Annotated in this window: 18 protein-coding genes; 3 read left to right on the forward strand and 15 right to left on the reverse strand. The window is 30.8% G+C overall.

Annotation, left to right across the window (positions count from 1 at the left end):
* Positions 1–2 precede the first annotated feature (2 nt).
* From ATZ35_RS15270 to ATZ35_RS15305, 8 genes are all read right to left on the reverse strand, one after another.
* The gene (locus ATZ35_RS15270) at positions 3–1,520 is read right to left on the reverse strand and encodes an AMP-binding protein (protein ID WP_081631827.1); all 1,518 of its coding nucleotides are present in this window, start codon (positions 1,518–1,520) and stop codon (positions 3–5) included.
* Positions 1,507–2,748, reverse strand: a complete 1,242-nt coding sequence (locus tag ATZ35_RS15275) for an MFS transporter (protein WP_010763384.1) — start codon at positions 2,746–2,748, stop codon at positions 1,507–1,509. Before ATZ35_RS15275 ends, ATZ35_RS15270 begins: the two co-directional genes overlap by 14 nt.
* 15 nt (positions 2,749–2,763) lie before the next feature.
* Positions 2,764–4,014, reverse strand: coding sequence for an ATP-grasp domain-containing protein (locus ATZ35_RS15280; protein WP_010763383.1), 1,251 nt, complete (start codon positions 4,012–4,014; stop codon positions 2,764–2,766).
* Positions 4,011–4,262, reverse strand: coding sequence for an acyl carrier protein (locus tag ATZ35_RS15285; protein ID WP_010763382.1), 252 nt, complete (start codon positions 4,260–4,262; stop codon positions 4,011–4,013). Before ATZ35_RS15285 ends, ATZ35_RS15280 begins: the two co-directional genes overlap by 4 nt.
* Positions 4,263–4,264: 2 nt before the next feature.
* Positions 4,265–5,254 (reverse strand): hypothetical protein, encoded by a 990-nt coding sequence (locus ATZ35_RS15290; RefSeq protein ID WP_208927997.1) that lies wholly within the window; start codon positions 5,252–5,254, stop codon positions 4,265–4,267.
* Positions 5,255–5,267: 13 nt separating this feature from the next.
* A complete protein-coding gene (locus ATZ35_RS15295; protein ID WP_010763380.1) occupies positions 5,268–6,005 on the reverse strand; it encodes a HesA/MoeB/ThiF family protein in 738 nt (245 codons plus the stop codon).
* Positions 6,006–6,066: 61 nt separating this feature from the next.
* Positions 6,067–6,312 carry a hypothetical protein gene (locus tag ATZ35_RS15300; protein WP_010763379.1) on the reverse strand — a complete coding sequence of 82 codons (246 nt, stop codon included), beginning with the start codon at positions 6,310–6,312 and terminating at the stop codon, positions 6,067–6,069.
* Complete coding sequence (locus tag ATZ35_RS15305; RefSeq protein ID WP_208927998.1) at positions 6,309–7,406, reverse strand: SUMF1/EgtB/PvdO family nonheme iron enzyme; 1,098 nt, start codon at positions 7,404–7,406, stop codon at positions 6,309–6,311. The genes ATZ35_RS15300 and ATZ35_RS15305 overlap by 4 nt, the downstream gene beginning before the upstream one ends.
* 236 nt (positions 7,407–7,642) lie before the next feature.
* Between ATZ35_RS15305 and ATZ35_RS15310 the strand changes: the two genes are divergently transcribed.
* Together ATZ35_RS15310 and ATZ35_RS15315 are read left to right on the forward strand one after the other, a co-directional pair.
* Positions 7,643–8,497: a helix-turn-helix domain-containing protein gene (locus ATZ35_RS15310; protein WP_010763377.1), complete on the forward strand. Its 855-nt coding sequence runs from the start codon at positions 7,643–7,645 to the stop codon at positions 8,495–8,497.
* 814 nt (positions 8,498–9,311) lie between these two features.
* Positions 9,312–9,578 carry a hypothetical protein gene (locus ATZ35_RS15315; protein ID WP_208927999.1) on the forward strand — a complete coding sequence of 89 codons (267 nt, stop codon included), beginning with the start codon at positions 9,312–9,314 and terminating at the stop codon, positions 9,576–9,578.
* Positions 9,579–9,717: 139 nt separating this feature from the next.
* On the opposite strand, the gene ATZ35_RS15320 is transcribed toward ATZ35_RS15315, so the two are convergent.
* From ATZ35_RS15320 to ATZ35_RS15345, 5 genes are all read right to left on the reverse strand, one after another.
* The gene (locus ATZ35_RS15320; RefSeq protein WP_208928000.1) at positions 9,718–11,271 is read right to left on the reverse strand and encodes an endonuclease NucS domain-containing protein; all 1,554 of its coding nucleotides are present in this window, start codon (positions 11,269–11,271) and stop codon (positions 9,718–9,720) included.
* An 87-nt stretch (positions 11,272–11,358) separates the two neighbouring features.
* Positions 11,359–14,583, reverse strand: coding sequence for a type I restriction endonuclease subunit R (locus tag ATZ35_RS15325; RefSeq protein WP_208928001.1), 3,225 nt, complete (start codon positions 14,581–14,583; stop codon positions 11,359–11,361).
* Positions 14,584–14,616: 33 nt separating this feature from the next.
* Positions 14,617–15,831, reverse strand: coding sequence for a restriction endonuclease subunit S (locus ATZ35_RS16850; RefSeq protein WP_244148178.1), 1,215 nt, complete (start codon positions 15,829–15,831; stop codon positions 14,617–14,619).
* Entirely contained in the window at positions 15,821–17,494 is a 1,674-nt protein-coding gene (locus ATZ35_RS15340; RefSeq protein WP_208928002.1) for a class I SAM-dependent DNA methyltransferase, read from the reverse strand. Before ATZ35_RS15340 ends, ATZ35_RS16850 begins: the two co-directional genes overlap by 11 nt.
* A 251-nt stretch (positions 17,495–17,745) precedes the next feature.
* Positions 17,746–18,060 carry a helix-turn-helix domain-containing protein gene (locus ATZ35_RS15345; protein ID WP_208928003.1) on the reverse strand — a complete coding sequence of 105 codons (315 nt, stop codon included), beginning with the start codon at positions 18,058–18,060 and terminating at the stop codon, positions 17,746–17,748.
* Positions 18,061–18,237: 177 nt separating this feature from the next.
* Between ATZ35_RS15345 and ATZ35_RS15350 the strand changes: the two genes are divergently transcribed.
* Positions 18,238–18,546: a hypothetical protein gene (locus ATZ35_RS15350; RefSeq protein WP_244148179.1), complete on the forward strand. Its 309-nt coding sequence runs from the start codon at positions 18,238–18,240 to the stop codon at positions 18,544–18,546.
* Between the two features lie 245 nt (positions 18,547–18,791).
* Here ATZ35_RS15350 and ATZ35_RS15355 read toward each other — a convergent pair whose 3' ends face one another.
* Both ATZ35_RS15355 and ATZ35_RS15360 read right to left on the reverse strand, forming a co-directional pair.
* Positions 18,792–21,971, reverse strand: coding sequence for an SIR2 family protein (locus ATZ35_RS15355; RefSeq protein WP_208928004.1), 3,180 nt, complete (start codon positions 21,969–21,971; stop codon positions 18,792–18,794).
* 699 nt (positions 21,972–22,670) lie between these two features.
* Positions 22,671–23,597: a hypothetical protein gene (locus ATZ35_RS15360; RefSeq protein WP_208928005.1), complete on the reverse strand. Its 927-nt coding sequence runs from the start codon at positions 23,595–23,597 to the stop codon at positions 22,671–22,673.
* Between the last annotated feature and the right edge of the window lie 10 nt (positions 23,598–23,607).

Genomic DNA, 23,607 nt, shown 5'->3' on the forward strand with positions numbered 1-23,607 from the left:
CGTCATACTACATCATTTTTTAAGTTGCAAATTATTTTGGATACCTTTTTCCGATCAAGTTTACCAGTGTTTTTTTTAGGAAGTTCTCCATAATCAAATAAGTAAACACCATCCAATAACATATAGGACGATAATACTTTATTCAATTTTTCATTGATATCAACGCAATTATATTCTATAGTACTTTCAATACAAGCAATAATCTTAGGTTCACCGGAAGATCTTTTAGATTGAATAACAATTACCTCTTTTATATTTGGAAAAAAAGACAAAATTGCCGATTCAATCTCAGCCAGCTGTACTCGATGGCCTCGAACTTTTACTTGTGTATCCTTTCGTTCAATATAATAAAGACCAGCTTCCCTTACTTCAATGATATCACCAGTACTATATATACTTTTTGGTTCTGCTCTTTGATTATTTTTAAAGTAACTCCCAACTACAGGTATTTTGTAATCCAATACAAGCTCACCTATTTTACCTTTTGTATGATAATTCTCAACAGGATATATTTCACCATTTTCTAATTTTAGTCTATAATCCAAACATCTATTTGCAATACCCAAACATCCTACCTGATCTACATGAGTCAGATATTGACCAGAGCAGTAAGAAGACTCTGTTTGTCCATATAAAGCATATATTGGTTTTGCTGGGAACAATTCAGCAGCTTTTAAATAGTCATGTTTCAAAACAGCTTCTCCACCCAAAACAAAAACTTTTAAATGATTTAATTGATTTTTTTTCTGGTGGATTCTTAAAAAATATCTAAAGAAAGTAGGGACACTATGCCAGATAGTAATTTTATTTTTTTTGAGCCATCTATCTAATAACATTATATTTTTCATATTTTTTAAATCACACAAATATAGAGTTGCCCCAGAATAAAGTGAAGTATAGATATCTACAACAGAAGCATCATGACTAAGAGTTGAAAATAGTGTTAGGCGGTCATTTGCAGTAATGTGCAAATTTTTAATATATTCTTTAACATAATAATCAACTGCAAAAGAAGTTTGGCAAACATACTTAGGATGACCTGTTGATCCCGAAGTAGGTAATCGATAAACCTCTTCACAGTTTAAGCTTTTTTTAAAAGATATATCATGATTTTTAAATAAATCAAAAGTGGCAAGATCTACAATTATTAGTTTGGGAAAGATTTTATTAAAATAGTTTGTATTTTCTTCACTTAGTTGGTTTGTTAGAATCATATCAAGATTTGCAGTTAAAATTATCTTTTCAATTTTTGCAATTGGATCGCCTTTTTCAATAGGTATATATGTACATTCGGCATATAGACAGCCGATCATTGCAATAATACTTGTTACCTCGTGATCAAACAGCAATCCACAAGTAAAAGTAACAATTTTATTGTATTGAGTATTAGTAATTAATTCAGCTATTCCTCTGCTTGAATTTAATAAATTTCTATAAGTTATTACTATCTCTCCATCAACAAGAGCTGCTTTATCTGGGAAACGTTTAACTGTAGACTCAATTTCTTTAATCAACATCATTGACTCCCTTTTTTTTAAAAATAATAGATCGTAAGAGAAATGAAGCAACAAGCACACAAATAATAATAATTGTTGTCATAAGCATGATCCCCTTTTTAAAGTTCATATTAATAGTCGTAGATAGTACTGGTATTAACATCGTAGTTGAAAATGAAATCAACATTTGACGAATACCAGATACTCTTCCCATAAACTCCTGTTTGCTTTTCATTTGTAATGTAAAGCTAAACATAGATACTGATATAGCATTAGTAATTCCTAGCAATAACATTGCAACACAAATAATATATTTCTGATCAATAACTAGTAAGCCAATCGCTATACCTTCAATAGATAAAGCAATTAATGCTATATAAAACGTATGATGAATCTTTTCGTTTCGTCCAAATAGATTAACCCCAATTATTGCTCCGATAGCAAATAAAGAGTCCCAAATGGATAACCAACTACTTCCTACATTTATAAAAGATAGCAACGGTGCATATGTTAAATTAATAAAAGAAACAATAACAAAATCAATCGTACCAATGAGGGCAATAAAAAGGATAATTCTATGCTTAGCTAAATGAAGAATCATTTCTTTCCAATCATGTAAAACGTTCTTAGGAGAAAATAGTTTAAAATTGTTAAAAAATTCTAAAATAGACTCTTCTTGTTGATTGGGTATATATGAAATTTTCACGAAAAAAGCTGAACAAAAATAAGATATACCATTAATGAAAATAGCTACATATGGTGAAAAAATCGCAATAATAATTCCTGCAAATCCTGCACCCATAAATTGACCTATTTGCTGGTAGGTTGACGTTCTTGCATTGTATTTAGCTAAATCAGAATCATGCGCTATCAAAGGGCCTATTGTAAAAATTGAAGTTCTATAAAAGGGTCTTAGTAAACTCAATAATGTTGCGGCAAAGACTAATGACGATGTTATTCCTAGCATTGAAAAAAAGCCTGCTATTACAATAATTATTCCTCTTAATATCTCGGAAATAACAGCAGCTGATTTTGCTCGCCCATTATCAGCTGCAATACTAGCAAAAGACTGCGTCAAAAAAGCCAACACTGCTTCTAGGACAAGGATTAAAGCAAACGACGATGTTTTCCCTGTTTGATTATATAAAATCATTCCCACTGCTAATACATACATTCCATTACCAATATTCGAAATAAGCATTCCCATTGGTAATAAAAATTGTGGATCATTATAATACTTTCTTCTAGTCATTCCTATACCACCTTTTTAATAAAAGCTAAGTTGGATATCTTTTTCAAACTCTTCCAAAAATTCAAAATACTGTTTTTTAGGCATATCTCTTGGGAAACAACCTGTTATCCAAGCTAAATAAGAAAATGACTCTCCCTCGGCAGCAATATAATCACCAGCTCTTTTTCTAAGAAAAATCTTGTCAATCGCCTCATGTTTTAATTTCTCCCCCACCTTAATCTCTTTAATTTTACCTTGTCCTTTATAACTGACATTGTACCAAAAAAGGTTTTCCATAGGTTTCCATTCTCTTCGGTATTTTTTGATACGCATAATTTCCTGAGGAATATAAGATTTTAGTAACATTTCATAGTAAGGCTCCCCCGACGTCTTTTCAAAAATTTGATAAAAAGATCCTCCAGCTCCTGGTCTTAAAGCTGCTTCAATTACGTACGGTTGATTTTTCTCGTCTAGTCTTAATTCGGTATGTGTCGCACCATTTTCTATCTGACATGCTTTAGCTGCGCTATGAGCTTCACTTAGAATATCAGATTTAATTTTTTGATCTAAATCTACTTCTGTAAAGTACAGTCTATCTGGAAAGTTTGGTCCTACAGGTGTTCCTTTCGACATAATACCATCAATAATTGGTTCACCATTTATCCAAATTGTATCAACGGAATATTCTCTTCCATTGATATACTCTTCAATAAGATAGCCGCTAGTTTGAGCAGCCTCTTTATTGAGAACTGTTTTATTAAAACGAATAATTTTTTTGATTTGATTTATTAATTCAACTTCTGTACTCACGATTTTTACGCCTGCACTCCCTGCACCAAATACTGGTTTCACAATCAGTGGAAACTCAAGCGTTAAAGACGTTAACTCATCAATAGTTTTTCCAAAAAACATTTGAGGTGTCTTTACATTTTTTTGTAACCATGTAGATTTCATCAACGTTTTGTCTCTCAGTGTCATATAAGTACTCGTATTATTCACATTAATATTCATTGCTTCTGCAATCAAAGCAACTTTATTGGTCAATTGCTCTATGCAAGAAACAATACCAAAAATTTCCCCATATTGATTTTCAATAATGTTAACAATATTTTGTGTATCACTATCGAAAATATCTAAAACAAGATACGGATATGAAGAATCAATATCTTTTTCCGAGAGATAAATAAAAATTGGTTGATAGCCTATTTTTTTTGCTGCTTCATATAAATATTGAGTACTAGTATCTTCAGAAAAAATCAGAATAACATTTTTTTTTCTATTGATCATTTTAATTCCTCACTTTGATTGAAAAAATGACTAATTTTATTTAGTGTGGAAACTGAATCCACTTCAAATTCATCAAAATCAATCTCAATTCCTGCTTGTTCTTCAATTCTTAATACAAGCTCCATTAATGCTAAAGAATCTACCCCAAGGTTCTTAATCGGCACATATTCAAACTGTTCAATATTTCCGATGATATCATTAATGACTTTTTCTTCAACCAAACCCGATAATAATTTCTCTATATTCATATCTATTTTTCCTCCATTAATAATTTTATGGTCAGTTGATAAGCTTGATTTTGAAACTCTTTATAATCTGAAACAAGTTGTTGGTATTGGAGTAGATATTTCTCCAAAAAGTGAGTTTTCGGACGATTATAGAGCAAACTAAACCACTTTAGCAACGTTTCTAAATCTTGATTGATTTTGTTGATTGTATTCAATATTTCAGCATTTGGTTCATAATACTCTGCTATCTCTTGCCATGCAGTTGTTATTGGCTCGATTTTGTTTGCTAAATGCTTATACATTCGCAGTTGCGTCTTTTTAGACATCTCACCTGAAAGAACGGCTTCTTTTTCTGAAAGAAAATAATCATATAAAGTCCATAAGCTTTGATCATCACAGATTACTTTTTCACCAGAATTAAAAATGGTATTTTTTTCTACTGTATATCCATATTGCTCGTTCATAATATGACTAAACGGTTGGTTACTCTCTTCAATTGTCTGTACGAATTCAGTTGGAACCTTTATAAAACTTAGTGTGATTTCTCCCGAATCAGAAACAGGAAATTTTTCTAATAATTCTGGAACAGAAATAGGTACTTTAGTTTCTTTCATTGTTTCATTTGTTTTAGTTATAAAAACGGTGCTTTGATCAATTGATTCTATTAAGTTACTTGTAAAGTACTTACTACTGTCAGGACGTATTGTTTCAAGCATACTATGCGCATAATAAGACTGATTTAAAAATTCATCCAAGGTTGTTTCTAACTCTGATGGTTTTATAACTAGTGTTTCTTCCAACTTATCTTGAATTTCTTTTAAACCATTATGCGTGGCTAGAATGGGCTCATTTTTTTCCGTGTAATCAAACTCGAAAAAACGATCAGCCATCAACCAATTGAATTTTTTAAGTTTCATATTTCGCTTAAAAATATGGTATAGTGTTCGTTCATAACACGGATAAATCAAACTTTCAACCTGTTCCCTATCAGTCATTTGATATTCTTTTTCCATAGTAGTCTCCTATTCATATCTCTTGGTTATCTTGATGTCTATATTGATTACACATGCAATTTTTCCTCTGCTGAACTGCAATTTTTTGAATCTGATTATTTTCAAGATTAATGTAAATTAATTCAGTATTCATTTTTTGCCCTGTCAAGATCTTTATAGCCTCTGAAGCTTGCCATGACCCTACAACACCAGCTGTACACCCTATGATGGGGACTTTTTTTTGAGTTGTTTTCTGGTCTTTTGGAAAAAGGCATTCGTAGCAAGGCGTGTTTGCTTTGTTAGGGTCGACATATAAAAGGTATCCTGTCATTGATTCTACAGCCCCAAAAACAATTGGAATGTGATATTTAAGTGAAAACTTATTTAGTAATACTCGTGTTTCAACATTATCAACGGCATCGATTATTAAATCTGGCTTGCCAATAACTTCTAATATATTTTCTTTTGTTAATCTGACCTGATTACTTAAAATCTTTGTAGTTGAATTAAGTTTATTCAACGATTTTTCTGCTGAAAGAGCTTTAGCTTCCCCCAGCCTATGTTCATTGTGTATGATTTGTCTATTTAAATTTGAGACTTCTAAAATATCATCATCTATAATACAGATATTGCCAATGCCCGCAGCGGTTAAGTACAATAGTATGGGTGAACCTAGCCCTCCGGCACCTATCACAGCAACCGAACTCTCCTTTAAGCTTTTTTGCCCTGTTTCACCTATTTGGGACATTAATAACTGACGCTCATATCGCATAAATACAACTCCCTATAACTCTTTTATAGTCAAAAAAGATTATGTTTGAGACGATGTTTATCTATCCACCAGATAGCTGAAGCAAAACAATAACTTCTGAATCTTCTGACAATTCTTTTGAAAAAATTTGATTTTTTTCAACTACATTCTCATTTACTACAAATACTGTATTCCATTTCAGCTCTTCTTGTTGATCAAAAAATGCTTTTTTGAAATCCTCATCTGTGCCTTTCAAATTATTTATCGCTTCCCCCAAATTGGAGATTTTGAATGATTGTTTTTTTCCTAGATAATTGATATCCATCATACATTCCTCCTTTTTACTCTAAATCCTAAATCTCTTGCAAAATAATCTTTGTCTTCCAATTGATCCACAGTTTTTCTACACATTTCAGGAAAAGCAAAATAGCTTCCTCCTTTTGTATTCGCAACTTCAGTTTTTGATTCAAAACATGCACACCATTCCCAAGCATTACCTTGCATATCATACAAACCGTATTGATTTGGCTTTAAAGTAGCTACTTGTTGTAATTGATTTTTTGAATTTTCACTATAAAGTGCAACTTTCATAAAAGCTTCATTATGATGCTCATAATCAAATGGATCTAGCTGATCATCAGCATATAACTCCCACTCTTCTTTTGTAAGTAGTTCTGTATCTGTTACCTCGCAAAAATACTGTGCCTCATACCAAGTAATATTTACTACAGGAAATTTTTCTTCCCCAATATTATATTGATGATTTTTGAATACTCTCTTATACTGTTCATTTGTTATCATTGTTTTTGAAATGAATAATTCTCCACATTTTGCAAAATCTTCTATTGTGAAACAATCTGATATTTGATTATTAATTGACATTTTTAGCAAAGAACTATTTAATACTTTTTGTCGTCCATATCCTTTTATCGATACTATGTTTCTTGATTGATCACATAGAATAACAGGTATCTCATTAAAGTTAACATTGCTAAGAATCTCAAAGATCTTTATTGTTGGTTTTTGGGCATTTCTTAAACTAATAATCAAATGCCAAAAATTTTCGCTTGGATGAAATTCTGCATCTACTTTTGTGAAAATCGGTGGATGTCTTAAATGAGTATGGAAAACACCAATTTTTTTCAATTTATTTTTAATGATGTATTTTTCAATAGCTACACTTTCTTGAATTGATGACAGAAAACCGGCATTGAGATTATTTTCATAATATTTACCAAATTTATTAAACCTCTCCATCACATTTTCTTCTTTTCTTGAGTCTTCACTAAAAATATAATAATCAGTTGCAATTTCTTCATCTTCTTTTGAAAAAAAATAGCCGAACGTTTTCTTAGGATAAAAATCTTGTATTTCTGAAATAAATTTTTGATATGTGTTAGCTTCAATTTTTGCTTTCATCATTGTTACTTCTCCTTTTAAAAATTTATTAACCATATTAATAGCCCAATAATTTGCATAGTCAACACCTCCTTATTGGTCTATTATAATTTTGAAAAACCTAAATTATAGAAAATGTACCTCATACCGACATTTCATAAAAAACTAGTCGCTTATTTTTCCATTTGATTCAAGGTGTTACATGACGTAAAATATAACTATTAGAGAGTAGGATAATTCAAATCATAAGGAGAATAATTATGGAAATTGGACCATTACTAAAAAAAATACGTAATAGCAAGAATATGACTCAAGAATCATTAGCTACTGGTATCATCTCAAGAAGTCACCTTTCAGAATTAGAGAACAGTAACTACTATTGCTCTTACGATAAATTTATTTTGTTACTTAGAAAATTAAATGTCAGTTTAATGGAGTTTGAAGAACTTTTAAACCAAAGTATTTTTTTTGAAGAAGAATCGCTTTTAAAAAAACTAATGCAAGCAAACAATAGTCAAAACGAACGTGACCTAAAAATGGTTCAAAAAAAAATAAATTCTTACATTAAAAAAAGTAATAACCCCTCTTCTAGAATAATACATGCTCAAATTCTTTGTGAAGCCATTATTGAATATCGGAAACACGGAAAAATATGTAATCCTGAGAGATTTGCACCGCTAAAAGAATACCTAACCGCTTGTAACGATTGGGGCTATTATGAAATAAATTTACTTAATAACTCTTTATTTGTTTATGATGTTGATACTGCTATAACCCTTTCATCTTCCCTCATTATGAATTGCCAAAAAACTCAATCAGTAATGACAAAAGAAGTTTTAATTTTGACCTTGATTAATATGAGCGATTATCTGTTAAAATTAGATTTAAATAGAGAATCTTTAAAATATAGCAGACTAGCTATTAAATTATGTGAAAATACAAACAGGTTATTTGAAAAATGTCTTGCTTCAATCAATGCCGCACTTGCTCAAACAAAAATAGATAAGTCTCCCCAACCCAAAATAGAGACATGGATTGAGTTCCTTCGTTTTTCTGGCTACCATGATTTAGCAAATCAGATTGATAAAGAAGTTGCTGATATTGTTTTGGATTAGTTTAGTTATCCTTTGAAAGCTAGACGATTAATCCCTAATTTACTATGTTACTAATATCTTTTAACGTAATACTTATACTTTTATCTATCAAATTTTCCTAACGAATTCGAAATTTTCATTCCCTTTTTTCTCTGTTCGCCTTGATTCTCGTTGTTGATTTATTTATACTTAGTGTATAGAATGGAAATAAAAAAGCTGAGTAAGTCCTGATTCAGAACATCACTCAACTTTATGACAATTTAATCCTTGGCACCTTTTTGTTTGGCTGGCACCGAACGGAAATGGTCTTGAAAACATCAGTAAATGTCTACGCAAGTATGCCAATAGTAAATGAATCACTAGTTTTTTTGTTGTGTCTCTTTTTTGAGCTACAACTAGAAAGGATTACTAGGTTTCTTTAAGGTACTATTGACTTATTCAGGTATTGGACATTGCGCCAATGCCTTTTTTGTTTCTATTCTAGGTCTGATTTTTGTCGATGGTGGTGATAATGAAACGTAACGATGTACAGGTTTAAAAATAGAAAAATAAAAAACGGCACCTTACAACCTGACTGGCATCACGTTGCAAGGCCCCGAATAAGCAGCAGTAACTGCATAATCGAGTTGCCGATAGCGCGTACCGAAGTACTCGCATGTTTTATTGTACTTAATTTTGATTGATTTTACTAGTCTCTTTGCTGGATTCTTTCATCTTTTTGGCGATTTCATGTGTTCTTTGGCGAACTATTGCACACGATGAGGCACAGATAGGTCTGATCGTTTTTTATTTTCCTGTTGGTTTTTCAAAAAAAAATAGGAATGGATGTGTAGTGATGAGTAAAGAACAGAATTTGAAGGCGGTACCTTATCAGGATATTTTGGATGTGCGGAGTGAGTTGATCAAGCTAAGGTCTTGGCAGAAGTCGTTGGTTTATTTGGATGAGTTTTTTGATGGGAAGGTTACGAGGAATAAGAAAGATATGCGGATGCGGTATTATTCTTGTCAGCAGTTGTATCAGGTTTTTTCTGGGGATTTTGAGGGGGTATTGAAGGAGAGTGAGGAGATTGTAGCGAGGATGGTTCAGAGAGGGAAAATGTAAACATACACGCACTATTTAGGAACATCTCTATCAAAAAGAAAACAAGCCCTATTTTAGTTTTTAAACTTAAATTAAGGTCTTGTTTTCATCTTTTCATTTTATAGACTAGAAATAATCTAAAGACAAACAATCTACTTATTCATAATTTTACAATATAACTTGAAAAAAGTTCTTTTAAATCTGAAACTAAAAATTGATCGTAGTTCAAATAATCCTGAAAGAGTATTTTTTCTTCACAAGGAGTATAAAATATCTCTCCATATTCTGAAATACGTACATCATAACATTCTGTTTTATCATCAGAAATGTCATATCTCTTACTAACATATTTTAGTCCGATATCTTTCATTATATCCATTTCTTGCATATATAATTCTCCATAATTTAGTACAATAAACAACATCATGGGGTCATTATTAAAATGCTGCAATAAAATGTCTTTTAAAGATATTTCTTTAAAATTATATTCTATATTTCCTCGATATATTTGCGCTGATTCATAATCTTTATGATCTATCATAATTTCATATGTAGGTTCTATTCCATATATTATACATTCCAATATACTTTCAGGATTTGTCATAGAAACAAAAATCGTATAGTTGTCGTAGTTCTCTTCTAATTCATTAAAAATACAAGTAAAATGTTGCTTCCAAATTTTATTACCGTAAAAAGCATTCTTTGCAGTGCTAAACACCTCTTTCAGTTTTGCCAAATAGTTAGAATTGGCGTAATCATAAAAGAAAACATAGTTTGTATCGTTTAACCCTGCTGTATCTTGAACTATTTTATTTACTGTATATAAATGGTCTTTAGCAAAAGATCCTCCACAAACATGATGCTCAATCTTCCAATCAGAATTCAACATATTCAAAAATTTCTCTGGATAGCCAATCTCAGATGTATCACAATATGATCGGTTGATTACCTCCCCTAATATTGCTTGTTCTATCTCTCCCTGTAATTCTTCTCCATCACAATATTGCTCTATTTCTAATAATTTTTCATATAAATTTTCATAATCTATTAAGTCATGTTTACTCTGCTTTTTACAAAATTCTATATAATTACTAATTGGTACTTTTTGGAAAGCTAGATATATTCCTTTTGGATAGATAACCTGATTATTTGTGCCTTGATAATTTAGATTTAATAAAATATATTCCTTAATACCCACTTGTTCTAAAAGATAACCTATTATTGATAATTCATCATCTATACAACGTTTGGATTCATAGAGAAAAATATGTTGAATTCTTGATATTTTTCTTTGAATAGGATTAGGTAGTGGTTTTATCTTTCTTTTAGCTATTGGTATGAAATTATTATTGACTTCGATCTCATAACCTTCAACTAGTAAATCAGTCTCTAATACAAATTGAGAAAAAGGAACCAATAATTCATCCCAAGTTGTAGAAATTAAGATAACTCTAATTTCGCTTTGCTTAATATATAGATTTCTTTTTAATAAAGCTGAATATTTGAAAATTTCGTGTAACGCTTGTCGTGCAGCTTGATTACTTCTTTTTATTTCAATAATCACGTAGTTCCCTTGCTTATCTTTAGCTAGTAAATCTACATATCCTTTTGTCCCATCATTATTGGGTAATAAGTATTCTTTTCCAATTAAACTTAGTTCATCCGATAAAAAGTTTAAATTTTCTGCTAAATAATCCCGAATTTGGGACTCCATTTCCAAACCTCCTTCATAGGTTGAATCAAAATTTCTATACAAAAATAGTATTGAAATTTGATAATTCATTCCAATACTATTCTTATTTTATAAGTTTCCAACATATCCTCTACCTGACACAGCTCTATTCAAGATAAATTGGAAAATTGTTTCTGTCTTATTTTGAAAAACTTCTTTATCGTATGAATCTGGTAGGGCTTTATCAAGTACTGTTTCTATTTTATTTTTCACTCGTTGTTTTGGCTGTTCATCTTTAAACCAGTCGACACTCAAAAATTTTCCGTTTTCTTTCATCAACGAATGATACAATTGAGTGGCTGCTGATTTCACTTGCTTTTCTTCTTCTTTTGTTAGTTTTTCTTTCAAGAGTAAATCATATAAAACCAATTCTTCTTCGGAAAGATGTTCTGTTGACGCACGTGCATCTTCTTTTTTCAAATCTTTTACAAATTTCTTTAACTCTTCAAAATAATTCTCATTTGCTGTAGCACCCGCATTATATCCTTGAACTAATTTTTCGTACCTTTGAGCAAAAGAAACTCTTGTTTCATTCTTATTTAGCATTGCTTCTAATTTTTGTTCGATAAAGTTTCTCAACTCAACCAATTCAATGTTTACATATTCTGATTTCTGAATTTTTGCAATCAGGGATTCCACATCTAACTCTGAAAGCGAGATTGTTTTATTATCATAATCAACATCTGAATCTTCTTTGATATAAAATAAATTCTCTGAATCCACACTCACATCCAATAACCCTTCAACTTTCACTTGTGCATCTTCAATTCTTTCATTTTGAATCAAATTCCCCATCAGTTTTGACATGTATTGAACTAGCTTAAAGATACGATTATCCCAATCATATTGGAAAATTTCAGGACAAGAAGCATCATAAATATTCTTTAATAAATTCGTATAAATAATAAATTGCGCTTTTTGTTCATCTGTTGCTAGAACAACATTAACTGCAGATTTTATCTTACAAGTTTTTGAAAATACATCTTCAGTATTTACTATTTCCATTAAATCAATATTTAAGGATGTACAAAAATGAATAATTTCTTCCTGAGTTAAGACAAGCATCTCAACCAGCTCATCTACTTGTTTTACTGGCAAGTCTAATTCAGCCTCATGATGAGAACCGCCGTAGTCTTTCAGGGCTTTTTTCATATAATGGAAAATATTCACATGATCTACAATCAAGCCATTGATCTTAATCCCACGTTTATCATCTGAATAAACACGATTCGCACGGGCAATGGCTTGCATTAATGTGTGGCTCTTCATTGGTTTATCTAAATAAAGCGTTGAAACCGAAGGCGCATCAAAGCCAGTTAGCCACATAGCGGTTACAAAAACCAACTGTAACGGATGATCTGGATCTTTGAATTGTTCTTCAATATCACGACCTTCGTCATCCACTTGATGATATCTTTTTCTAAGTTGCATAATATCTAAGCCAAACCGTTCAAACTTTTCTTCTTCTCCGCTTTCTTCGCTTACCACAACAGCCATTTCGACGCTATTCATGAATGTTTTCTCTTTTACTAAAGCTTCTTTCTCTTCTTGAGATTGTGCTCGTTGTAACTCAGAATTAATGGCTCGTATTCTTTTTTTCCAATGCTCTTGCACTTTGTTATACATCATAACTGTCGCATATTTATCGACTGAAATGACCATCCCTTTTCCTAAAAAACCTCTTTTTGGAAAGTGCTTCACGATGTATTGAGCAACTTCATCTAACCGGTCGTCTCGTTTCATTACGTTTAAAGAACTACGGTATTTATTCTCTAATTTCTTTCGTTCTTCTTCTGTTAATTCTTCTTTATCAATAATATCCAAAAATTCATCATTTAATAGATCATTATTTAAATTAACTGTAGGAACTTTTTTGGTATAGAACAAAGGAACTGTGGCACCATCATTAATGGAATCATTAAACGTATATTCACTCACTGGATTTCCAAAATAATCATAGGTTAATTGTTTACTACCTAACAATGGCGTTCCTGTAAAAGCAATATATTGTGCATTTGGTATGCCTTTACGCATGTTTTCAGCTAAATTTTTATATTGGGTTCGATGCGCTTCATCTACAATCACAATAATATCTTTACGTTCAGAAAGCAGAGGAAACTCTTTGTATTTATCGTATCTAAATTTTTGTATCGTAGTGAAAATCATCGAGATGTTACTTTTAAGTAATTTTCTAAGTTGCAAGCCACTTTTTGGTTTAACCATGTTGGTATCTTCAACCACACCTGTTCGCACAAAATTTTTGATTAACTGCGAATCTAGATCATTGCGATCTGTCACAAGTAAAAAGGTATAGTTTCCTGCAAATTTCCGTCTGATTTTCCGAACATACATCACCATGGAAAAGCTTTTTCCACTACCTTGTGTATGCCAAAATACCCCTAATTTCCCATTTCTAGCTTCTCGATTCTCAAAAGCTTCAATCGCATGATTGACACCTAAAAACTGATGATTTTTCGCAACGATTTTCGTATCTTTATTTAGATACAAAATAAAGTTTTCAATATAATCTAAAACTTTCGCTTTTGGCATAAGTCCTTTCAGTAAATATTGAATGGACAGCTCTTCATCATGAATTTTTGTTCGATCAATCACTTCTTTTTCATCCTCAATTTTAAGCCATTCAAAATAATGAGAGAAAGTCGAATTATAGCTGCCAGCCTTGGTGATATGTCCATTTGAAATAATACATAATTGATTGAAGAAAAATAATTGCGGAATATCCTTTTTCTGATCCATCAGATTTTTTGAATACCCTAATTGGACATTTTCACTTGGTTTCTTTAACTCAATCCAAACTAAAGGAAGTCCATTGATATACACGATAATATCCGGTCGACGGTACCCAATCTCACCAGCAATCCAAACTTGTCGAGCGGCAATAAAATAATTATTTTCAGGATGCTCAAAATCAATTAGCTTTAATGTTTCAATCTGTTCCTCATCATTAAGAGAGAATTTTATATTGACACCGTTGATTAAAGATTGATAATACTCATAATTTTTATCTTTTAATAACCTAGAATTCAAAGAATCATCCTTGATAATTGCTTGTACTTCCCCAACAATGAGTGCATCTGGAATTGAAGGATTTAGTTTACGAGCGTATTCTAAAAGAACATCAGGTAAAACAACTTGTTTTTTTGTCTGTCGATGTGTTCCGTCCTTAAGAGAAGAATTTGTTTTTGTGTAAGCATTCAAAAGTGAATAACCTAAATCTTCAAATTCTTCCATAATACGCAATTCTAAATCATCTTCCGTTATAAAATCAACCATTTTAGACCTCCTTTAGTTCAAGTTTCATTTTTCTTACTCTAGTTCAATTTCTCCAGAAAGAAGTTTTGGGAGTAGAGTGTCTCTAAGTTCTTTTAAGGATTCAATTTCACTTCTTTTGTTTGCAATCAATTCAAAAATACTCATTACAGATTCATGAAACATCAGTATTACTTCAAATGATGGACTTACAAACTTATAATTTTCAAAATCATTTTTAGAAATATTAATATACACACTTCCTGATCCAGTATTCGCAAAATATTTAAACATTTCTTCTAATAACAAAAATACAAATTCTTGATAATGATTATCTATAACTCTTGCTATACCTGCTCCTCTACCGATCGCATATTCTTGCTGAACAATTGTTGGATTCCCGATAGTTGCACGAACTCCAAAAATAATATCGGCTTTTTTTGTCACTTTTTTAGGTTCAGTAGTATACTTTTTGGGGTTAACAAAACCATTCTTAAAATCACTCGCACCATTGATTAGTGGTAAACCAATATTTTCATTGTTATATGATGTTCCTTTTGGAGATTGTCCCATAATAATTTCTGTAATATTCTTTAATGAGCTTACTTCCCATCCTTCTGGAATTTCACCCAGTTCACTTTCAATCATTTTCCCACCATTTAATTTGTATGGATTTCCATTTTTATTAGGAAATTCAAAATCAATGAACCAATGGTTGAAAAGAGTAGTTGCTGTTTCTTCTAAAGTGTTTATAATTTGATTATTGAGTTCGATTTTTGAATCTAAATTTCCTAAAATGCGACTCATTATTTTCTGTTCTGTAAGTGTAGGAATAGCCATTTCATACTCTAATATCGCTTCTTTTTGAGCTCTTTGCCTACCAGAAGTTCCAGTCATTGAAGCTATGGCTATGTTCCTAATTTCCTCTGAGATAGACAAATAATAGATAAATAAAGGATCAGAAATGCCTTCTTTAGCACGCAGAACAAAAAATTCAGTTGAGCCATATCCTACTTCGTCCTTATCTAGTATATCTACAATTGCCGTTTTTCCATTTTCTAAGCAAGGAGTTATCCTTGCCATCAAAGTATCTCCATTTCTAAACTTAGTTCCACTTTTAAACATTTCAATTTCAAAACCATTTATTTTTCTAGCAAAATTAGGCAATTTATCCATACTAATCTTTTTTGCTAATGTATCGCGTTTTAGAATTTCTTTAGGAGCAAAATCAATTATTTCATCTAGTCGTTTTCTTTTCCACTCAGATCTCATACCCTATCCCTCCTAGGGCATTACGAATTTCTTTTTCCAACTCACTAGATTGTTGGAACTGTTCCGATAATTGCTTTGTTAGCCTTTGCATCTTCTCTTCGAATGGTTCTTCATCTGCTTCTATCTCTTCCACACCAACGTATAGACCAGGGGATAAACTCCAATCTTTTGATTCAATGCTGTTTTCTCCATGAACTGGAACAACGCTACATAATCCCGCTATGTCTTTATACAGTCTTTCTGGAAATTGTTCATTGACCCAATTTAGTTGTTTTAGCCAATATTCCTTTTGGTCATCATTTAAGTCAATATTTTCTTGATACCAGTTTTTGAGTTCTTCATATTCTTGAGTATTGCCTTCATACAACCTTGTAATCAAGGCAAGATTTTTAATATGCGCCTCATCAAATTTACGATGTGCACGATCTACCTGTGTATATAATTCTTTTTTATCAGCATTAATAAACAAAACTTCTTCATGTTTCTTTGATTTATCAAAGAACCAAAGAGTTGCTGGCAAAGTAACTGTATTAAACATATTTGAAGGTAACACAACAATTTGTGAGAGGTGACCACTTTCTAATAAACGTTTGCGAATGTCTTTTTGTCCGCCGTCCCCTGCTGTGGAAGCTCCATTTGGCATAACTAATGCTGCTTTTCCATTTTTTTTCAGTGCAGTGGCAAATTGATTAATCCATAAGTAATTGGCATTGGGGACTTTCTCAATTTCATCTTTTTTACTAGAATTTCTTGGAATACCATATTCATTAAATCTTTTTTGATTACATACACGCTCGTATTCAACACCTCTTACATTAAACGGAGGATTGGCAAAAACATAATCAAACTTCTCATAGCTAATGTGGGGATCTTCGTAAAATGAATTGGCTTGGAAAATATCTCCGTTCATGTTATGAAGTAATAAATTCAATTGAGCTAATTTTACAGTTGCCGGTTCTTTTTCAACGCCGTGGGCTCTTAAAGCATTTGGGCCATAGCCATGTTTTTTCGCATAAAGAGCCGATTGAACAAACATGCCTCCTGAGCCACATGCCGGATCTAATATTCTACCTTTTTTGGGTTGGACAACTTCTACCATATATTGAACAACTGATGCTGGGGTGTAAAAGACACCGCCACCTTGTCCTTCAGCCATGGCAAATTTTCCAAGAAAGAACTCATAGATTTCTCCAAAAATATCAACTGATCCCTCAGTTGGAATATCTTTGAAATTCTTCAGCAAATTTTTTAAATTCGTTGCTGGTATTTCTTTGTATTTTTCTTTGGGTAATGCTCCTTCTACAGACGATGCATATCTTTCCATTTCAGTCATTGCATTTACAATTGCTGGCGCAATAACATCTTCTTTTTCTGGAAGATTTAATAAATAATCGTATCTTGCGTCATCTGGCACATAAATTCCTGCTAATTCAAGAGCAATCTCACTTTTATTTGCTGAAATACGTGTACTTTTTTGCCTTTTTTCAAATTCTTCTTCAATAGCTTTTTCAAATTTTTTATATTTAGCGTCAGCAAAACGCAAAAAAATTAGCCCTAAAATGGGTTCAGCATAATCATGGGCACTTAAATTAGAGTTGGCACGCATATCAATCGCCGTCGTCCAAAGATCGTCTTTCAGTTTTTTTAATTCTTTATCATTCAATTTTAGTTGCCCCTTTATCTATAAAAATATGTTTAATTATTTATATACGTAGTCAAGTAAATTATATATTAAAGCAATGTAAAAGTATACTTTTCAGTGTATTTATAGTTAATCATTACCTGTCTTGATGGAATCTATTGTGTATACATCATTATCTCAATCTGAACTCAGTAAATAAGCCATTCTCAATATCTTAAAGAATGACTTTTTTCAATATTTTTTATCCGTTATTTCAACACCTAGCTTTATTCCTAAAAAGATTTCAACATTAACAAAATATGTTCTAGTTGCTCACTTTCATACCCTATCAATCTTTTATTAATTTCTTTCAAATAATACTCTTTTGAACGAGTTTCTCGAAGAAATTCTTCAACGGTCACATCTAAATAGTCGCAAATAACATATAGCATTTGAATGGAAGGTGTAACACGCTCATTTTCAATAGAATTGATATAATTATCACTTTGTCCAATTGCCAAACTCATTTCTCTAGCACTAACGTTTTTCCTAGAGCGAAAGTAGCTTAGCTTTTTTGATATAAAACGTTTAAGTTCTGATTCATGCATTTTATCACTCCTCTTTCACACACAATTTTACAACATAAAAACCAAAATTTACGAGTTATAAAAACCAATTTCTATTGAAATTCATTTTTATAAAGTGTATAATGTTCATAAGGCATATTTAAAAAGTGTAATCGCCTTTTATCTCAATCATACTAAAAAATAGGAGGATACAAAATATTGGAAAAAGAAAAGACTACACTATTAACCCAAAACAAGCAACCCATCAAACAAGTCTCCTACCAAGACATGTATGCTATGAAAGATACTCTGGAACAACTTGAATCATGGACAGAAATTTTAATGGTGGTAGATAAACACTTTGCCAATAGAAAACTACCACTAGACAAGAAAAAAATTGCAAAAGATTACTACTCCATATCTCAAATTTTCGGTTCATTTATGGATGATTTTTCAACCTGTATTGACCGATTAGAAACACAACTGGATCAATTAATGAAAAAAGAAAAAGTGAAAATTACTCAATAATTCCAATCATTTTATGAGTTCTTCGAACATTGACAGATTTAGATAATAAACGAAGCCAATAGCTATGTTAAATCTACATAATAGCTGTTGACTTCGTTTATTGCATTAATACATGTAAAATATCATTTTATTCATTTCACACAATTAGGTAAGATAATCCTTTGTTCTATCCATATCGCTTCATGTTGAGCCTTCCAACACTGCTTTAATCCAACGATTTGATAGTCAGCTTACAAATTTCAACTTTAATCAATAGCTCTTTTCAACTCATCAATCTCTAATGGTGAAAGAACCGTTGAAAGATTTGCATGACCTGCAAGTCTTTTCTTTGATTCCAAAGGTAATTGTTGCATGATACTTAATAAAGTACGACTGCCAAAATAACTTTTTTCAATTTTTGAATTTTCTATCAATAAAAAGAACAGCTTAATCAATAAATCTTTTTTCTCACTATTTTTTTGTTCTTTGAGACTATCAGGAAGTGAATGAATGTTTACCTTCCCTTTATAATCAGAAATGTTTTCTTCAAATACCCGTAAAACCTTTTCTCCTTTAGATAATACAGTGCTGTCTTCCTCTAAATAATAAAGAATGTCTCTTCCAAAATCACCTTCCTTATCATGCAGCATTATTTCTCGAAGCCACTTCTCTTCATACTCAAACTCAAATTCACTTTGAAAAATAAGAGAGAGCATCCAAGAAAAATTGATGTTATTCCAATTTATCTCCATTCCTTCATCACTAGGGTTTATCTTAGATAGAGCAAGAAAGAACAGATTATTTTGATTTACATTATTTACATAGCCTTTTTTCAGTAACTCTTGACCTACAAGCTTAAATTTATCTAAATCACCTTGTTTGAATCCGCTTATTGAAAAAGAATATCCTTGGAAAGTATTGATCGTAACCTTTTCTAAATCTATTGAATTATCAACTGTTGTCAAAGCTCCCAGCGTAAATTCTCTAAATTGATTGAAATTAACTTTAGCTACAATCTCTTTAATTACACCACGTTTAGACTTGTCCTTTTTGTTTATTAATATCAGTATATCCAAATACCTTCCTAACTCAGTATTAATAAAATCATCACGTTCAATTAATTCAGGTCTCTCTTTATTTGTATACACATAGTTATAACTAAGCTTATTAACCTCGACTTGAAATAGCTTTTCAAAAGCTTTATGTTCAAATTCCTTTTTAGAAATCAACTCTTGGAAGAACAATTTTTCTTCCCAACTAAAACTATCTGAATTGAATTTTTCTAAAAATATATTTAAAGCCTTCTCTTTTAAATCAGAGTTATAATCATCCGTTAAAATTTTGAGAAAAAGTCTATCAAATTTTGGATATAGAAGTGACCCCTTATCAATGATTATCTTCTCTATTTTTTGCGAAACTACATCATTTTTTTTCAATACATTTAACAAATAATTAGAAGTTTCTTTATTGGTTTTTTCAGAATAAAAGTCTTCTCTCTGTGAAAATGACTCATCTTGACCACCTAATAAAATCTCCAAGATTGATTCTTCATTTTCTTTAAGAATCTGACTACTGTCTATAAATGAACGAGGATGAACAATACTAGCAGGTCCTGATTCAATCGCATTTTCATAAACTTCAAGAGCATCCTCTCCTATTTCTGTTTTATGATTTCTTGCAAATTCATTTAGCTCAGTTCCAAAAATAGTATCAGTAAAATCAATTTTAGCTATTAACTTGTTAACAATAGGATTAGGCAATTTCTTTTCATTATCAATATTAACTAGCACTCGTTGAAATAGACGCGTTTCCAATAAGGGTTCGGGGAAATTCTCTAAAATAAACGTATCTTCGAACAATAATTTTTCATCTAAAAGGGAATTATATATAATCTTTATTAACCCATCCATTGAAATAATTTCATCAAATGACCAATAGAGATATATTCCTTCGTCCTTTACTGACTCGATAATTGGCGTAATCATTTCATTTCTAAAATTAATTTTAAGACTCTGATCACCGTAAAAAATATTTCTATGACGTGAAATTTCCTGTTGAAATTGTTCACTTAGCCAATATCCCATCAAATCTGAATCACCTGAAAAAGATGTATTAACTAACGATTGATTTTGTGCCAAATGTTTTCTTATTTCATTAATATCTTCGTTTGAAATATTATCTGAGTTCAGAAGTTGTTCATACACTTCAAAAAGATCTTGGCAGTAAATATTTAGTTTTTTATTCTTAAAAATTTCAACAATTATTTTAAGTTGTTCAGTGTCTATATTTTTAAAATTTTTACTAACCATATTCCAAAAACTACTGATATTACTAATTTTCTTCAATAAGATCTGACTACGTAAAGTAATTTTTAAAATCTTCTTTTGCAAATCAATATCATCCGTTTTAAAAATATCAGATAAATAATGTTCATCTTCCGAATATTTCTCAAGTATTTTCTGATAAATTTCTTTATCGGTTGATATACTGTGGAGTATAGCCCAATCCTCACTAGACTTAGCCACTTCTAATTTTCTCTGAACAGAACTTACCATTTTCTCTACTTCTTTTGGCAAATCATCATAATCATCACCATACCAAAAAATGGTTGTACGATTATTGTTTTGGTAGGTTTGATTATAAAGGTTTCTGAACTCTGGAGATTCATTCCGCTCTGTTTTCATCATCGCAAAATTTTTAGATGTTGCTGGTAATAAGGATAAAATCTCTTCTTCTTCCATACTACTTCCAAGAAATAAAACAATAGGTTGTTTCATTTCAAACCATGTTCTTAATTTCTGAAATTCCTGTGTTTCTTTTAAATATTGCCGAGAATAATCCAATGATGAATTAACAAAATAATGCCCTTCTCCTTCTGTAGTTCCATGCAAATGCAACACATCACCAGATATTAGTCTACTACTCCAATTGGTAAATTCATGTAGATTATTTATAGTTTTAAATGCATCTTTCTGCTTGATACGTTTCAAATGTTTCTCAATTTCGAAATCATAATTTGAAGTTATAAAGATTGGATCTAATTTTATCAATTCAACTAACACACTATTTTCTAAATAATCTGGTACGACTTCTTTAAAAAAATATTTTTCAAAATTAAGCTTTACATCGTCAAAGTCTTCTCCCAAAATATCGTGCAACAAAGTATGTAATAAATCAATCTTTCTTTTTGGACCATTTTTTGATCTCAAGATTTCATCAAATTGCGAAAGCAATTTATTTGATACTTCTATCTTTCCCCCCGCAACATGTTGTATATTGAATTGCCAAAAATGAATTAATTTTTCAATATAACCATTCCAGTTAGGATAGCCTTGCGAAAGTGAAATACCTGCTCCTACAAAAACAACTAGATTAAAGTTTTTTACTGCTCCTGCTAATGAATCAACTAACTCATCAAATTCGTTTTCTGTATAATAATTGCCCATAATAATCTCCCGTCTTACTGCAATAATTTAGTTAGCATTATTTCAATCTTATAAATAAGTATTATTTACTTTTTTTCTTCAATAACTCTAACATTTTTATATCAAACTTTCTACTGTTCAACCTATTTTAAACCGATACAAATTTATAAGTTCACCGAAACAAAAATAGTATTATTCTAGGTACTACTGGTACTAATATTAATACTACTTTTATTTTCAGATATTAAAAAAACTAGGAATGCCTAGATAACAGCGTTCCTAGTTTTTATTTTGTTATTAACCAACTGAACCTTTCATTTGAGATTTTACAAATGAATGGGCTGGAAAACCAGTCATATTAACAAATCAATATTTTCTTATTAAAACTAAATGTCATTGAAAATCAAGCGATTGTCATTCAAAAATTGTGGACACTTAGGAAAGAAATTACCCGAGTATTCATCGGTTGTTTTAGAATATAAACTAAATCCATTAAAAACTGCAAAGAAAGCAAAAAATATTGACAATGTTCCAAAATGACCATTTTTAATAATAAAAACTCCTTTTGAAAAAGTCATTTGATAAAAAAACACCGCAAATGATAGTAGATCTAAATAGACACGACCCTGGATTCACCCAATAAAAATGAGTATCTATATTCTGTGATATTATACTTAGCGGATCAGAAAACAATTTTACTTTTGTTTTTAAACCTCAAAATTATTTTTTTTTCAATAACTCTGTAATATTTTTTTTAATAGTTTTTCCTATTTCATTAAAAAATGCTCGCTCTTTTTTTTCACTCCAACTAGCCCTTGGTGGTGTCTGTGCATTTGAAAAAACTTTTATTAGATTAGGTATAAGCTCTATGAATGATCTTAAAAGTATTCTTGATTTTACAATTTCTTCAATACCAAACATATCGGGTCCTTCATAATCAATTATAGACACATCTATGAAACTTTCTTCTCCTAAAGTAATATCATAAAAATGGTTATCATCTTTAATTTCTAAATTCACTTTCGATATATTTTGATTTTCAAATAAAAATAAAAGAGTTGTCAACATATTCAGAATTCTTTTCCCAGTTCCTTGGATTGTGTTTATTTTGTCTTCTGTTTTCCCCATAAAACCTGTTAGACTTTTTAGGTACAGGCTTGAATTCACGCCTAACGGTAGGCTAGGATTTTCAATTAAATTATATACTAACCAAATAAAAAGGTCTGACTTAATACCACCTATAGTTTCTTCTTTAATTTCATGTTTTCCCTCATAACCGTGCAATTTCCTTAGTATAGATAAAGTAGGTTGTGTATATCCTCTATTAACTATATACTTAACTTTATTTTTATGGCTGTAAATTATTATCTCATAATCTTCAGTTCTAATTCTCTTTTCTCTATTACTATTTTTTTTTTCACTATTTCTAACTCTTTCAAATTGAAACTCTAAAAAATTATACTCTACAGTTTCATTATCTAGTTGTATACTTTCATTTTTTGGAAAAGCTTTTGTTATTCTAAAAGATAAATTACTATTATCAAATGGATCTATACTAGGTTTAAGCCATTCAGAATAAGACATTATATGATCTATTAAGCTATCTATATCTCTATTTATCGTATTTTGCCACTTTGAATATACCATATTGACACCC

The organism is Enterococcus rotai, from assembly GCF_001465345.1.
Taxonomy (GTDB): domain Bacteria; phylum Bacillota; class Bacilli; order Lactobacillales; family Enterococcaceae; genus Enterococcus_L; species Enterococcus_L rotai.